The 14,934-nt window shown below is 65.6% G+C and carries 11 protein-coding genes and 1 tRNA gene; 6 read left to right on the forward strand and 6 right to left on the reverse strand.

Annotated features, from left to right (window positions below; all coding sequences use genetic code 11):
- Both VK533_RS16755 and VK533_RS16760 read right to left on the reverse strand, forming a co-directional pair.
- On the reverse strand, positions 1-1,391 hold a 1,391-nt coding region (locus VK533_RS16755; RefSeq protein ID WP_324379817.1), incomplete at its 3' end, for a tryptophan halogenase family protein.
- A complete protein-coding gene (locus VK533_RS16760; RefSeq protein ID WP_324379820.1) occupies positions 1,388-2,893 on the reverse strand; it encodes a tryptophan halogenase family protein in 1,506 nt (501 codons plus the stop codon). The genes VK533_RS16760 and VK533_RS16755, both read right to left, overlap by 4 nt.
- Positions 2,894-3,476: 583 nt before the next feature.
- Here VK533_RS16760 and VK533_RS16765 point away from each other — a divergent pair.
- Positions 3,477-6,734, forward strand: coding sequence for a TonB-dependent receptor (locus VK533_RS16765; protein WP_324379822.1), 3,258 nt, complete (start codon positions 3,477-3,479; stop codon positions 6,732-6,734).
- Between the two features lie 87 nt (positions 6,735-6,821).
- Here the strand turns inward: VK533_RS16765 and VK533_RS16770 are convergent, their stop codons facing one another.
- Together VK533_RS16770 and VK533_RS16775 are read right to left on the reverse strand one after the other, a co-directional pair.
- Entirely contained in the window at positions 6,822-7,475 is a 654-nt protein-coding gene (locus VK533_RS16770) for a DsbA family oxidoreductase (RefSeq protein ID WP_324379824.1), read from the reverse strand.
- A gap of 103 nt (positions 7,476-7,578) precedes the next feature.
- Positions 7,579-7,653, reverse strand: a tRNA-Thr gene (locus VK533_RS16775).
- A gap of 88 nt (positions 7,654-7,741) precedes the next feature.
- Here VK533_RS16775 and VK533_RS16780 point away from each other — a divergent pair.
- Positions 7,742-7,876 (forward strand): hypothetical protein, encoded by a 135-nt coding sequence (locus tag VK533_RS16780; RefSeq protein WP_324379826.1) that lies wholly within the window; start codon positions 7,742-7,744, stop codon positions 7,874-7,876.
- Here the strand turns inward: VK533_RS16780 and VK533_RS16785 are convergent.
- Complete coding sequence (locus VK533_RS16785) at positions 7,851-9,644, reverse strand: aminopeptidase P family protein (RefSeq protein ID WP_324379828.1); 1,794 nt, start codon at positions 9,642-9,644, stop codon at positions 7,851-7,853. The two genes, VK533_RS16780 and VK533_RS16785, sit on opposite strands and share 26 nt — an antisense overlap.
- A gap of 55 nt (positions 9,645-9,699) precedes the next feature.
- Here VK533_RS16785 and VK533_RS16790 point away from each other — a divergent pair, with 55 nt between their 5' ends.
- Positions 9,700-10,410, forward strand: a complete 711-nt coding sequence (locus tag VK533_RS16790) for a DUF899 family protein (RefSeq protein ID WP_324379830.1) — start codon at positions 9,700-9,702, stop codon at positions 10,408-10,410.
- Here the strand turns inward: VK533_RS16790 and VK533_RS16795 are convergent.
- Complete coding sequence (locus VK533_RS16795) at positions 10,398-10,880, reverse strand: GAF domain-containing protein (protein ID WP_324379832.1); 483 nt, start codon at positions 10,878-10,880, stop codon at positions 10,398-10,400. The genes VK533_RS16790 and VK533_RS16795 overlap by 13 nt on opposite strands.
- A 107-nt stretch (positions 10,881-10,987) precedes the next feature.
- Here VK533_RS16795 and VK533_RS16800 point away from each other — a divergent pair, with 107 nt between their 5' ends.
- The 3 genes from VK533_RS16800 to VK533_RS16810 all read left to right on the forward strand — a co-directional run.
- Positions 10,988-13,039, forward strand: coding sequence for a S9 family peptidase (locus tag VK533_RS16800; RefSeq protein WP_324379834.1), 2,052 nt, complete (start codon positions 10,988-10,990; stop codon positions 13,037-13,039).
- Entirely contained in the window at positions 13,036-14,229 is a 1,194-nt protein-coding gene (locus VK533_RS16805; RefSeq protein ID WP_324379836.1) for a carbohydrate porin, read from the forward strand. Before VK533_RS16800 ends, VK533_RS16805 begins: the two co-directional genes overlap by 4 nt.
- A 95-nt stretch (positions 14,230-14,324) precedes the next feature.
- Positions 14,325-14,934 (forward strand): CsgG/HfaB family protein (locus VK533_RS16810; RefSeq protein WP_414712328.1); only part of this gene is annotated, 610 nt, incomplete at its 3' end.

Consider the following 14,934-nt stretch of genomic DNA (forward strand, 5'->3'; position numbering starts at 1 on the left):
GACTGAGCCGGCGGCACCGCGTCGATCAGCGGATCGATACGGCCGGGAATTAGACCCTGGCCGAGCAGCACGGCAAGCCAGCTGTCGCGGGTGAAGGTTTCCTCCTCGTAGAAAGGCAGGCGACCGCGCTCCATGAACAAAGCGAGCGTGTGGGCCAGACTGGGCGGCGGCGCGGTGTCGCGCGCGCGGCGCCAGAAGGGTTCGTCGCGGCGCGAGGCGGCATAATGGAGCGCGAGGAAATCGCGCACGCGATCGGCCTCGGCCGCGCATTGGCGGTTATAATCCCACAACTCGACCGCCGCGCAATCGCGATCCGGCATCATCGCCACCAACCGGTCGATCGCGCTGTGGGCGAGGTGGAGGTTGGTCCATTCGAGCGGCTCGACCATCGTCGCCGCGTCACCCAAAGCAACGCAGTTGCGCAGCCAAGGCTCGGGCCGGCGGCCCTGACGGATCGGGATCGGCGCGTCCGGTTCGGCGCTGGCGAAGCCGCGCAGGGTGCGCGCGGCCTTGTCGTCGCTGAGATCGGCCGCGGCATAAGCGAAGCCGTGCGAGGTTCGCGCGCGCGCTTCGGCGACCCAGCGCCAGCCGGCGCCATGCGCGACGCAGCGATCGAGTGGCGACGGCGTGGCCGACGCCGGCGCGTGGGCGAACAGCAGGCGATCGCACGGTAGCCATTGGCCCCAATCGTCGAACGCGGCATCGAGCTCGCCGCGCAGCAGCGCGCGCGGGCCGGTGCAGTCGACGAACAGATCGGCCGCGAGTTCGCCGCCATCGTCGAGCGCGAGCGCGGCGATGAAGCCGTCCTCGCCGCGCAGCCTGACCGCGACGAGGTCGCCCGGCCGCTCGACCGCGCCGAGATGCAGCGCATAGGCCCGCATCATCTGCGGATAATGGACCGGGTCGAGCGCGAGGCCATATTCGAAATGCGCGAACGGCGAGGCGGGATCCTGCTCGGGCAGGATGAAACGGCCTGCCCGCGCCATCATGGCGGCGGGCGAATATTGGTCGAAAGCGGGCGTTGCGCCGAGCCTGGCCTGACGGATCCAGTGGATGTGGAAGGAGGCGGTGCCGAACGGCTGCCCGTAACGGTCATACGCGTGGACGTAGGACGGACGGTCGCCGTTCCAGCCGTCAAACTCGGTGCCAAGCCGCAGACTGCATCCGGCGCGCAGCAAGGCGTCGCCGTCGCTCAGGCCGATGTCGCGATGGAATTCGATGATCGACGGCAACGTGCTGCCGATCCGATCGGCGAGCGCATCGGGCGGCGGCGCCAGCGGCAGGACGGTGACGCGCAAGGCCGGCAACTTGCGCCGCAAAGCGGCCGCCGCCGACCAGCCGAGCAGGCCGCCGCCCACCACCACCACGTCGCGCATCGCGCCTGCGGTCACGCGGCGTCCTTCATCGGGCAGTAACGGCGCAGATAAGCGGCATGATCCTCCATCCCGCCGGCAAGCCCCTGGATGTCGGCGGCGAGCTTCTGCATGCCGGCGACGAGGCTTTCGGCCGACGGCGGATCGGCGCGCAGATCATGGCCTTCCGGGATCACGCGCTGGCCGAGATAGACCGCGACCCAGCTCGCATCGAGGAATACGCCCTCGCGATATTTGACGACACGGCCGCGCCGCCGGAACAATTCCATCTTCTCTGCCAGAGTGTCGGGGATCCGCATCGTGCGGACATAGTCCCAGTAGGGCGTGTCGGTCCGTTCGGTCGCATGGTAATGCAGGATCAGGAAATCGCGGATCCGATCATATTCGAGATCGATCAGCCGGTTGAATTCGTCGCGGTCGACCGGCGAAATCTGCTTCTCCGGGAAGAGTTCGAGCAGAGCGGTGATCGCGGCCTGGATCAGATAGATGCTGGTCGATTCCAAAGGCTCGAGGAAGCCCGAGGCAAGGCCGACGCCGACGCAATTATTGACCCAGCTGCGCCGCCGCCGCCCCGCCTTGAAGCGCAGCACGCGCGGCTCCGCGATCCGTTCGCCCTCGACCGCGCCGATCAGCGCGGTGGCGGCATCCTCATCCGACAGGAACTGACTCGAATAGACATAACCGTTGCCGGTGCGGTGCTGGAGCGGGATGCGCCAGCGCCAGCCAAAGGGCATCGCGATCACGCCGGTGAAGGGGGTGACCGCGCCTTCGGTGCGGCACGGCATGGCGGTGGCGCGATCGTTGAGCAGCCATTTCGACCAATCCTCGAACGGCTCGCTTAACGTCTTGTCGAGCAGGAGCGAGACGAAACCCGAGCAATCGACGAACAGGTCGCCCTCGATCTTCTCGCCGCTTTCGAGCTCGACGGAGGTGACGTCGCCGCTCTCGCCGTCGCGATGGACGGTGACGATCCGGCCTTCGGTGCGCCGGGCGCCCATCTTCTCGGCGATCGCACGCAGATAGGGTGCATAGAGGGTCGCATCGAACTGATAGGCATAACCGAAGGTTGAATTGAGCTGGCGCGGATCGCGCGACGGCAAAGCGAAACGGTTCATCCGCGCCATCGTGCAGGCCATCGAGAATCGGTCGAGATCGGGCACATCCATGCCCTGCTGACGCAGCCGCAGCCAGAATTGGTGGAAGTCGACCTCACCCATCCCCGGGCCGAACGTACCGAACGGGTGAATATAGGAATCGCCGATCCGGCCCCAATTCTCGAATTCGATCCCCAATTTGAAGGTGGCGCGGGTCGCGGCCATGAAATCGGCCTCGTCGATGCCGAGCCGTTCGTTGAAGGCGCGAATATGGGGCAGGGTCGCCTCGCCCACGCCGACGATTCCGATCGCCTCCGATTCAACCAGGCGCACGTCGCACTGGCCCGGAAGCAGCTTCGCCAGCGCCGCGGCCGTCATCCAGCCGGCGGTGCCGCCGCCCACGATCACGACGCGCTGCATCGCCATCCGCATTCCCCCCGTTTTTTTGTCCAGCGCTATCATGGGGTGGTTGGGCAACCATGGTCAACCAGCCCTTCAAAGATGAATGTAAACGTTTCCAAGTAATACAGAGCGTTGCAAAGGGGTCACAATCCATCGCTTTATGATTCAAATATGAAACCATCTTGCTCAAACCGGGAACCCAAGTTATCGCTAACGTAACTGGACACGCGACCGGAAGAAGTCAGCGTTGTCATGGAGGGGGGTGCTGATGCTTCGTGCGGATGCCGCTATCGCAGTCGACCATCAGGCCGGAAAGGCCTGAGGATGCGGTGCGCTTATCTTGGTTCGGCTGTCATGACAGCGCCGGACAAAGCGAATTTTCGTGACGGAAGCACCGCGAATCCAATCACGTACCATGCCGTAGGGGCGCCGATTCGTCGGACAAGGGCACGGGCTTTATCACATACATCAATAAGACAGGCGGCCGCTGCAGCCGGCTTGTCATTCTAGGGGAGGTTGCTGGATGTTTCGGTATAACGGGGAATTGCGCGATCGGGCCGAATTGAGCCGGGTCTTGAAATGCGGTGTGTCTGTCGTGGCGCTCAGCATGTTTGCGGCCGCTTCGCCGGTGATGGCGCAGAGCACGGTCACGGACACGACGTCCACGGGCGCCGCCGCGAGTGACTCGCCGGGTGGTCCCAAGGAAATCACGATCACCGGCATCCGCGCCAGCCTTGCCAACGCGCAGAGCATCAAGCGGAATTCGGACACGGTCGTCGACGCGATCACGGCGCAGGATATCGGCGCGCTTCCCGACCGTTCGGTCACCGAAGCGCTGCAGCGCGTGCCGGGCGTGGCGATGAACCGCTTCGCCGGCAGCAACGACCCCGACCACTTCTCGGTCGAAGGCTCGGGCATCGTCGTCCGCGGCCTCACCTTCGTCCGTTCGGAATTCAACGGGCGTGACACCTTCTCCGCCGGCGTCGGCGGCCAGGCGATCAACTTCGCCGACGTGCCCGCCGAACTTCTGGGTTCGGTCGAGGTCTACAAGAACACCACCGCCGAGATGATCGAAGGCGGCCTCGCCGGTACGGTCAACCTCAACACCCGCAAGCCGTTCGACAGCAAGGGCTTCCACATCGGCTTCGATATGGAAGGCACCTATGGCGACCTCGAGAAGCGCCTGTCGCCGACCTGGTCGTTCCTGATCAGCGATACGTGGGATACGGGCATCGGCCGCGTCGGCCTGCTCGGCGCCGCGTCCTTCTCGCAGATCCGTTCGAGGTCGAACGGCCTGAACGTCACCAACATCCAGACGCGCGACAACACGCTCGCGGTGCAGGCCAATTCGACCACGACCCTGGTCTGCCGCAACCCGCTGCCGGGCACGACCAACACGACCACGCTGCCGCCGTCGGGCTCCGCTTGCGGCACCGCCAGCACGCCGGGCGCGGATGGCTTCCTCGATCCGGCCGCCACGCTGTATGCGCCGGTCGGCGGCCAGTTCCGCGAGGAAGATTATAACCGCAAGCGCCGCGGCGTTTCGTTCGGCGCGCAGTGGGAAAGCGTCGATCGCCGTGCCTTGCTGACCGCGCAATTCCTGCACACCGCCTCGGAAAATGCGTGGGGCGAACATACGTTCGAAACCGGCCCGGATCTGGCGGAATACAACACCTATCCGGCAGGCTGCGTCCAGAATGGCGACGGCCCCGGTGGCGTGACCCGCGCCGAATGCCCGACCGGTTCGACGCAGAATTACACCTATGACGATAACGGCCTGTTCGAGAAGGGTTACATCACCCTGCCCGGCACCGGCTGGCGCAACAGCACCAGCGGTTCGTCGACCACGCGCGTCCCGACCGGCGGCCAGCAGCAGAGCCTGTCGCGCCGTCAGGTCGACGAGAAAAGCCGCGTCACCGATTACGGCCTGAACTTCAAGTTCAACCCGGACGATCACTGGGCAATCAACCTCGACGCCGATTACACCAAAGCGGAGCACGACAATCTCGACGTGAGCGTGTTCGGTTCGACCTTCGCCGACAATTATCTCGACATTTCGGGCGGCCTGCCGACGATCATCCCGCACAAGCCGATGACGCTGTCGGCGGGCTGGGCGACGCCGAACCCGATCGTCGCCGGCGAAACCGACTCGCAATATTTCGCCGACCGCTCGAACGAATTCTGGCGCGCGGCGATGGATCATATCGAGCATTCGACCGGCCACGAATGGTCGGGCAAGGCCGACATCGCCTATAATTTCGGTGGCGACGATCCCTTCCTCAAGCGCCTGAAATTCGGCGCGCGCTATGCGGACCGCGAAGAGGTGGTGCGTTACACGACCTATAACTGGGGCGCGCTGTCCGAAGTGTGGGCCGGCAACCAGGTGTCGATGCAGCAGATTGGCGATCGCGCCAGCCTGTACACGTTCGACAACTTCTTCCGCGGCGACGCGGCAGGCCCGCCCGCGGCTTATTATTACAACGGCGACCTGATCAAGAATTACGCCGACGCGACCAAGTATCTCCAGAATATCGGTGCGGCCTGGACCGCGCAGGGCGGCAGCGCCACGCCGTGGACTCCGGCGGGCAAGCGTGCCGGTGTGGTCGCGGGCGGACCCTATCTGCCATCCGAAATCCAGCCCGTTAGCGAGAAGTCCAAGGACGCCTATGCGATGCTGAGCTTCGGCCGCGATGAGCCGCTGTTCGGCGGGATCAAGGTCGATGGCAATATCGGCGTCCGCTACGTCGCCGACAGCATCGTCTCGACCGGCTCGATCGGTGCGCCGACCGCGGCCCAGCTGGGCGTGACGGACTCGTTCGCCGTGCGCTGCCCGACGCCGACGCTGCCGCCGGGCGTGCCGCCGGGCACGCCGCTGCCGGTGCCGACCGGCGTCTGCGCGCAGGGTGCGGCCAATTATGCGCTGCTCCAGCAGTTCGCGACGGGCCAGACCACGACGAACACCGCGCGGAACAAATATCATTATTTCCTGCCCAGCCTGAACCTGAAGTTCGGCCTGTCGCGGGACATGCTGATCCGCGTCGCGGCGTCGCGCGTGATGACCCGGCCGGATCTGGCCAACATCCGCAACTTCGTGTCGATCAGCCTGAGCGGCGATGGCTCGGCGTTGTCCTCGAACGCGGGCAATCCGTACCTGAAGCCGGCTTTGGCGAACCAGTTCGACCTGACCTACGAATGGTATTTCGCCCGGGTCGGTTCGCTGACGATCGATGCCTTCTACAAGGACGTCACCAACTTCTTCTATCAGAACGTCTTCACCCGCACGATCACCAGCAATGGCGTGACGTTGGGAACGCAGGTTCGCGGCCCCGACAATTATCACGGCCATGGCAAGATCAAGGGCGTCGAGGCCGCCTATCAGCAGACCTTCGATTTCCTGCCGGGCGTCTTCAGCGGTCTGGGCACGCAGCTGTCCTACACCTACCTGCAGAGCAAGGGTCTGCCGAACAGCTTCCTCAACGGCGGCGCGGCGGCGAACAATTCGCCGATCCCGGCCGGCAAGCTGCCGCTCGAGCAGCTGTCGAAGCACAACGTCAACGCGGAAATCTTCTACGAGAAGGGACCGATCTCGTTGCGTGCGGCTTACACTTGGCGGTCGCGCTTCCTGCTCACCGCGACGGACGTGATCTTCCCGTACTACCCGATCTACAACGCCGCCGAGGGCCACCTCGACGCCTCGGTCTTCCTGACGCTGAGCAAGGGCTTGCGGATCGGTGTGCAGGGCGTGAACCTCAACAACGAGGTCACGAAGACGCTGCAGCAATATACGACGTCGGGTTTGATCGGCCCGCGTTCCTACTTCACCGAAGACCGCCGCTATTCGTTCATCGTCCGCGGCAGCTGGTAATCTTCCCAACCACCTTTCAAGCCCCCTTCGCCTGTGGCGGAGGGGGTTTTTCTTTGCGCATTGTAGGAGCATCGGTTCGGAACGAACCTAAGATGCCTCCTCGGCGGCGATCGCGCGCAGCGCCTGTTCGAACGCTTCGGGCGGCTGGCCGCCAGAGATCAGATAGCGGTCGTTGACGATCACGGCCGGCACGCCGGTGATCCCGCGCGACTGCCACAGCCGCTCGGCCTCGCGCACCTCTTGGGCATATTGACCGGTTTCGAGCACCGCGCGCGCGGCCGCGCCGTCCAGCCCGGCTTTCTCCGCGGCTGCGACCAGCACCGCAGGATCGGATGGATCCTGCCCGTCGGTGAAATAGGCATCGAACAGAGCGCGCTTGAGCGCCGCCTGGCGGCCCTCGCCGTCCGCCCAATGGAGCAGGCGATGCGCGTCGAACGTGTTGTAGATGCGGCTCTGGTCGCTGGTGTTCATGGTGAAGCCGACCGCCGCCGCCCGTTGGTGGATCATGGCCCGGTTGGCGGCCGATTGTTCCCGGCTGGAGCCATATTTGTGGCCGACATGCTCGACGATATTCTCGCCTTCCGGCGGCATGTTCGGATTGAGCTCGAACGGCTGGAAGGTGATGGTCGCATCGACCACGTCGCGCGTCCGCTCCAGCGCTTCCTCGAGCCCGCGCAGGCCGATGATGCACCAGGGGCAGGACACGTCTGACACGAAATCGATCTTGATCGGCCGGGCCATGGGCGCACTCCTCGCTTGGATCAGCCGATGATGGGGTGCGCGCACGCGATTTTCACCCCCGCAGGGGTGGGTTTCGCAGGATCGATTTGTCGGAAAAGGATGCTGGTGCTGCCGGTGAGGATTGAACTCACGACCTCAGCCTTACCAAGGATGCGCTCTACCACTGAGCTACGGCAGCAAGGCACCAGCATGCTGGCCCCGAAAAGCAAATGCTTGGCGGGAGGCGCGCCTATGGACAAGGAGCCGCCCTAGGTCAAGGAAGCATCATGCCCAAGGACGATCCCGACAAGCAGGCGCGGCTCGCGGAAGCGTTGCGCGCGAACCTGCGGCGCCGGAAGGCGCAAGCGCGAGAGCTGGATGCGCCTGCCGCCGATCCTAAAGCGGAGCCGTCTCAGCCCTGAGCCAGTCGGCCGCCGCGCCATCGAGCTGCGGGCCGACGATCGCCGCGACCTGGGCATGATAGCCGTCGACCCAGGCGCGCTCTTCCCTGTTCAACTGATCGAGGTCGATCAGCCGCCGGTCGAGCGGCGCGAAGGTCAAGGTGCGGAAGCCGAGCAATTTCTTCTCCGCGCCGGGCGCGTCGCGCGCTTCGACCAGCACCAGATTTTCGACGCGGATGCCGTATTCGCCGGTCTTGTAATAACCGGGCTCGTTCGAGAGGATCATGCCCGCCTGGAGCGGCTCGTCGCCGCCGGCGAAGCCGCTGCCGCCGGGCGCGATCCGCTGCGGCCCTTCATGCACCGCGAGGAAGGAGCCGACGCCATGGCCGGTGCCGTGCGCGTAATCGAGCCCGACTGCCCACAGATATTGGCGCGCGAGCGTGTCGAGCTGCGACCCGCGCGTGCCCTGCGGGAAGATCACGCGGGCGAGTGCGATATGGCCCTTGAGTACGCGCGTGAAGCGGTCGCGCATCTCGGCCGTCGGTTCGCCGATCGCGATCGTGCGCGTCACGTCGGTGGTGCCATCCTGATACTGGCCGCCGGAATCGACGAGGTAGAGCGAATTGAGCTCGAGCGGGCGGTTGGTCTCCTCGCTCACGCGATAATGGACGACCGCACCGTTGGGCCCGGCGCCGGAGATGGTGTCGAACGACAGATCCTTGAGCGCACCGGTCTGTTCGCGGAACGCCTGCAGCTTCGCCGCCGCGCCGAGCTCGTCGACGCCGCCCTTGGGGGCCTCGACCGACAGCCAATGGAGGAAGCGGGTCAGGGCCGCGCCGTCGCGCGCCTGGGCTGCGTCCTGGCCGGCAATTTCGGCCTCATTCTTGATCGCCTTGGGCAAAACCGCCGGGTCGCGCAGCTCGAGCAAGGTCGCGCCGGCGCCTTCGAGCGCGGCGAAGATCGCCGAGACCGCGCGTTCGGGATCGGCGGCGACGCGCTTGCCCTTGAGGGTGGCGAGGTGGCCGGCGAAGGCGTCGCGCGGATGGAGGCGGACGGCGTTGCCGAGATGCTGGGCGACATCCTCGCCGATCTTCTCGGGCGCGACGAACAGATCGGCGGTGCCGTCGGCATTGACCAAGGCATAAGCCAGAGCGACCGGCGTGCGATCGACGTCCTGCCCACGCACATTGAACGTCCAGGCGATCGAATCGAGCGCCGACAAGACGGCGGCGTCGGCCTTCTTCGAGGCCAGCCAATCGGCGATCTCCTGGCGCTTGTCGGCGGACGAGCGGCCGGCGAATTGATCGGGCTGGACCACCAGCCGCGCGTCGGACGGCAACGGCCGGTCGGGCCAGACCGCGTCGATCGGGTTGGTGTCGACCGCGACCAGCTCCGCGCCTTTCTCGGCGAGCGCCCTGGTGGCCTGCTCGACCCAGGTCTTGGTGTGCAGCCACGGATCGTAACCGATGCGCGCATGCTCGGGCGCATGGTCCGACAGCCAGGAGGCGACGCTGGTCTGCGGCACCGACTGATAGCTCCACTGATCGGCGGAGACCTGCTCGCGCACCTGCAACGTGTAACGGCCGTCGACGAAGATCGCGGCCTCGGCCGGCAGCACGGCGGCGATGCCCGCCGAGCCTTGGAAACCGGTCAACCATGCAAGACGTTGGGCATAGGCGCCGACATATTCGGACATATGTTCGTCGGTCAGCGGCACGACAAAGCCGTCGAGGCGGCGGCGGGCAAGCTCTTCGCGCAGAGCCTGAAGGCGATCAGCATAAGTGGACATGAAGCCTAGATAGTCTTGTAAACGCGCGGATCAAAGCCGGAGGAGAAAAAGGACCATGTCAGAAGGCGATCTCAAGCCCGCAGCGGCGATGGCGCAGGCGGTCGAAATTCGTTTTCCAAACGAGAGCGCGGACTATCGCGCGGCGCGGACCGCCTTGCTGGCGGAAGAGATCGAACTGCGCCGCCATATCGAGCGCGTGTCGGAAATGCGCCGCGCGCTGCCGCCGGGCGGGACGGTGACAAGCGACTATCGCTTCATCGACGAGAATGGCGGCGAGATCGGCCTGATCGACATGTTCGGCCCGCACGACACTTTGATCACCTATCACTGGATGTTCGGCGCCAAGCGGGCGCGGCCGTGCCCGATGTGCACCGCATTCCTCGGCGGGCTGGCGGCGGCGACCAACGACCTGACCCAGAAGGTCGCGGTCGCGGCGATTGCCGGCGCGCCGATCGAGCGGCAGATCGCGTTCAAGCAGGAGCGCGGTTGGGGCGAGATGCCGCTCTATGAAACCAAGGGCGACGATTTCTTCAACACCTATGGCGGGCTCGCCCCCGACGGATCGGATATTCCGGCACTCAATGTGTTCGAGCGCGTGGATGGCGGCGTGCGCCATTTCTATGCGGGCGAGATGACCGGCGAGACCGCCGATCCCGGCCAGGATCCGCGCGGGGCGCCCGATCTGCCTTTGATCTGGACCTTGTTCGACCTCACCCGCCGGGGCCGCGACCCCGATTGGTATCCGTCCCTGTCCTATCCGAAATAATCAGCGCGCGGCCAGGACAGGATATCGCTTACGACCATCGCCAGCCGCTTCATCCGCGAGACGATGGCGGGTGAGCTCAACGAGCGCGGATGCGGATCGATCGCGCACAACGTCCCGTAGAAGCTGCCGTCGTGCAGCACGACCGGGATCGAGACATAGGATTCGAAGCCGTAGAGCGCGGGCGTATGGTGCGTGCGCCATTCCGCATTGCCGGCGACATGATCGATCACCACCGCTTCGCCCGATTGCCGTATCTCGTCGCAGATCGTGGTCTTGAGCTCGAGCTCGTCGCCGGGATTGAGGCCGAATTCGATCTTGTCGAGCACCTGCGCGACGATCCAGCGGCTGTCCGTCACGCGCGCGACCGCCGCGAACCCCATATGCGTGATCGCGCACACTTCCTCGAGGATCGCGCGGAGCTCGGCATTGTCGCCCTGTGCGGCCACCTCGGCCGCGAGTTCGTCTTTCATCGTCCCACCCTGCATCCAGCTTCTATGCAGCGGCGCGCATGTCCGGCAACCAACCCAGGTTAGAGCACATGCTTGCGGCGGGAAGAATCCGTCCCCACAGAGTCGGCATGACCGATACGCTACCTTCGCCGCCCGTCGCCACGACCATGCCTCACAGCTACGAACGCCATGGCGTCACGATCGACGATCCCTGGGCATGGCTGAAGGACCCGGCCTATCCCGAGGTGAAGGATGAGGCGGTCCTGGCCTACCTCAAGGAAGAGAACGCCTATTTCGAAGCGGCGATGGCGCCGCACGGCGGGCTGATCGACACGATCTTCGAAGAGATGAAGGCGCGCGTGAAGCAGGACGATGCGTCGGTGCCGCAGAAGGACGGCGACTGGCTCTATTGGTGGGCCTACGAGACGGGCGGCCAATATCCCAAATGGTGGCGGCGACCGGTCGCGGGCGGGCCTGACCAGCTGATCCTCGACGAGCCGAAGGAGGCCGAGGGCAAGGACTATTTCCGCGTCGGTGCGGTCGCGATCAGTCCTGACGGCAAGCTGATGGCGTGGAGCGCGGACGACAATGGCGCCGAACGCTACGTGCTGCGCATTCGCGATCTTTCAAGCGGCGAGGATATCGAGACGGTCAGCGCGGTCAGCAATGGCGGGGTCGCGTGGAGCGCGGGATCGGACGCGCTCGCTTATACCGAGGTCAACGACAATTGGCGCAGCTACCGCGCGCTGCTCCACAGGCTGGACAGCGATCCGGCGACCGATGCGGTCTTGTATGAGGAGGCCGACGAAGGTTTCCGCGTCGCGGTCGGCGGCACGCGCGACAAGGCATGGATCGAGATCGCGACCGGCGACAATCAGACGAGCGAGGTGCGACTGGTGCCGGCGAGCGATCCGTCGGCCGAACCGATCCTGATCAGCCCGCGTCGGGTGAAGCGGCAGTACAGCGTCGATTCCGCGCATGGATCGCTGTGGATCCTGACCAACGACGCGCATGTGAATTTCCGCATCGTCCGCGCCGATCCGGTCGCGCCCGGCGACTGGGAGGAAGTCGTTGCTGGATCGGATCGCATCTATCTGACCGGCATCGCCGCGTTTGAGCGCCATTTGATGATCGCCGCGCGGATCGAGGGGCTCGACCAGATCATTTTGCGCAACTGGGACGGCGGGCAGAAGCAGGTCGTGTTCCCGGAGGCGAGCTACAGCGCGGGCGCATCGACCAATCCCGAATTCGCGCCGACCGCTTACCGGCTGACCTATTCGTCGATGGTGACGCCGCTCACGGTCTACGATTGCGATCCCGACAGCCTCGCGCTGACCACGCTCAAGGTGCAGGAAGTGCCGTCGGGCTACGATCCGACCAAGTACGCGACCGAACGGCTGACCGTGACCGCGCGCGACGGCGCCAAGGTGCCGGTGTCGGTCGTCTATCCGGTCGGCTTTCCCAAAGACGGCAGCGGCAAGCTCTTCCTCTATGCTTATGGCGCCTATGGCCATGCCATCCCGCCGAGCTTTTCGAGCGGGCGGTTGAGCCTGCTCGATCGCGGCTGGGCATTCGCGATCGCGCATATCCGGGGCGGCGATGACCTTGGTTACGACTGGTATCTGCAGGGCAAGGCGGAAGCGCGCTGGAACACGTTCCGCGACTTCAGCGATGCCGCCAAGGGCCTGATCGACGCGGGCTTCACGTCCGCCGGCAATATCGCGATCAACGGCGGATCGGCCGGCGGCGAACTGATGGGCGTGGTCGCCAATACCGATCCCGATCTGTGGGGGGCGGTGGTGGCGGACGTGCCGTTCGTCGACGTGCTCAACACGATGCTCGACGCCGAATTGCCGCTGACGCCGGGCGAGTGGCCCGAATGGGGCAATCCCATCACCGATCGTCACGCATTCGACCTGATCCGGTCTTACTCGCCGTACGACAATATCGCGGTCAGGGATTATCCGCCGATGCTGATCACGGGCGGGCTCAACGATCCGCGGGTGACCTATTGGGAGCCGGCCAAATGGGCTGCGCGGCTGCGCGCGACCAAGACCGACCAGAACACCCTGCTCCTCAAGATCAACATGGGCGCCGGCCATGGCGGCAAATCGGGCCGGTTCGAGGCGCTGCACGAGCGCGCCGAAACCTATGCATTCGTACTGACCCAGATGGGATGATCGCCCGGCGGTGCCTGCTCCCGCTCGGGCTGGTCGCCACCGCCGCCGCGGCGGCCGACGCACCGCCGCCGCCGATATCGGTCGGCGTGCGCGAGACATTCGATGCGTGGGACGATGCCAGCGGCGGGCTGAACACCGGCACGACCCTGCTCAACAAGCTGCAGATGTCGGGCACCGTCCAGGGTGCGCTGATCGGGCTCGACGGGCTGAGCGCGCACGTCCAGATTTTTCGTACCGACGGCCACAGTCTCAGCAGCCGCGTCGGCGATATCCAGACGGTCAGCAATATCGAAGCGCCGCCCAGCATCCGCCTGTTCGAGGCATGGCTGGAGGAAAAGGTCGGCGACGAGCAGCGCTCGCTGGGCCTTCGCGCCGGGTTGATGGACCTCAACGCCCAGTTCGATTCGAACGATTCGGCCAGCCTGTTCATCAACAGTTCGCACGGCATCGGCCCCGATATTTCGCGCAGCGGGCGCAACGGCCCGTCCATCTTTCCCGTCACCAGCGCCGCCGCGACCGTCAGCCTGTTGCTCGGCAAGACATGGACCTTCCGCGTCGCCGTGTTCGACGGCGTGCCCGGCGATCCGGATCGGCCCAAGGCGTTCGCCATCGCTCGGCTTGGGCATGGCGACGGCGCGTTGGTGATCGGGCAGGTCGATTATCACCTGTCCGACGATGCCACGATCGAGGGCGGTGCGTGGCGTTACACCGCCGCTGTCCGTGCAATCGATCCGGCGCGGGCGCGTGTGCACGATCAGGGCGCCTATGCTTCGCTGGCGGCGCCGATCCCGGGCTTCAAGGGCTGGAGCGGCTGGGTCCGCGCCGGCATCGCCGATCGCGATGCGCAGCCGGTCAGCGCCTATCTGGGGGCCGGGCTGGTCGCGCCGGGACTATTCGCCGGGCGGCCCGACGACAGGATCGGTTTCGCGGTCGCGCACGCAGCGATCGGTGCGCCGTCGCGCGCGGCTTTTGGCTTGCCGCATGCCGAGACGACGTTCGAGGCGACCTATCAGATCGAGATGCACCGCACGCTCGTGCTTCAGCCCGACGCCCAGTTCGTGCGGCATCCGGCCGGGCGCGCGGGCGCGACCAACGCTGTGGCGCTGGGTCTGCGGGCGGTGGTGACGTTCGGCTATCCGGTCCAACCGTCCGCCATCGACGCCGCCGATCCGACCGTCCCGCCCGAGTAGAGACGGCAGCATCGCGTGCCGAACCGACGGTAAATCTTGCCGATGAAGGCGGGTTTGCTAGACAGGTTTCGACATTGGACAGGGGGAACTGCGCCATGAACATGCTCGAGAAGACCACCATGCTTGCGGTGATGGGGGCATTGTCGACCGCGGCGCCGGCCGCGCCCCAGCTCGCCAAGGCGTCGAGCGGACAGCAATTGCAGCAGCAGACGATGGATGACGTTCCGCACTGCACGCGCAAGCTCGGCACCGTCTCGGTTGCCGATGGCGACGATCCCAACGGCTGGACCCAGTTCAGCCTTTCGCCGCCGTCCAAGCTGCTCAAGGTGATGATCCAGCGTTCGGGCTGCTTCAACCTGGTCGATCGCGGCGCTGGTCTGAACGCGGCCGAGCGCGAGCGGGCGATCGGCGGCAATCTCGGCCTGCAGCGCGGTTCCAATGTCGGCCAGGGTCAGATCAAGGCAGCCGATTATGTGCTGGTCGCCGAGATCCAGGGCGCGAACAGCAATGTCAGCGGCAGCGCGGCCGGTGCCGCCGTCGGCGGGTTGATCGGCGGCCGTCTGGGCGGGCTTGCCGGCGGCTTCCGTTCGAAGAAGGTCGAAGCGAACACGATCGTGTCGCTCACCAACGTGCGCACCACCGAGACGATCGCGACCGAGGACGGCTACGCCGCCAAGAACAATATCAGTTTCGGCGGGGGCGGCG

Source organism: Sphingomonas sp., from assembly GCF_035317925.1.
In the GTDB taxonomy this organism is placed as follows: domain Bacteria; phylum Pseudomonadota; class Alphaproteobacteria; order Sphingomonadales; family Sphingomonadaceae; genus Sphingomonas_I.

Excerpts from the sequence above, each read along its gene's own strand:
- VK533_RS16790 (WP_324379830.1), top strand. The coding sequence starts at position 9,700 with ATGTCAGAAGGCGATCTCAAGCCCGCAGCGGCGATGGCGCAGGCGGTC.
- VK533_RS16780 (WP_324379826.1), top strand. The coding sequence starts at position 7,742 with ATGCCCAAGGACGATCCCGACAAGCAGGCGCGGCTCGCGGAAGCGTTG.
- VK533_RS16765 (WP_324379822.1), top strand. The coding sequence starts at position 3,477 with ATGTTTGCGGCCGCTTCGCCGGTGATGGCGCAGAGCACGGTCACGGAC.
- VK533_RS16795 (WP_324379832.1), bottom strand. The coding sequence starts at position 10,880 with ATGAAAGACGAACTCGCGGCCGAGGTGGCCGCACAGGGCGACAATGCC.
- VK533_RS16770 (WP_324379824.1), bottom strand. The coding sequence starts at position 7,475 with ATGGCCCGGCCGATCAAGATCGATTTCGTGTCAGACGTGTCCTGCCCC.
- VK533_RS16785 (WP_324379828.1), bottom strand. The coding sequence starts at position 9,644 with ATGTCCACTTATGCTGATCGCCTTCAGGCTCTGCGCGAAGAGCTTGCC.
- VK533_RS16760 (WP_324379820.1), bottom strand. The coding sequence starts at position 2,893 with ATGGCGATGCAGCGCGTCGTGATCGTGGGCGGCGGCACCGCCGGCTGG.
- VK533_RS16800 (WP_324379834.1), top strand. The coding sequence starts at position 10,988 with ATGACCGATACGCTACCTTCGCCGCCCGTCGCCACGACCATGCCTCAC.
- VK533_RS16805 (WP_324379836.1), top strand. The coding sequence starts at position 13,036 with ATGATCGCCCGGCGGTGCCTGCTCCCGCTCGGGCTGGTCGCCACCGCC.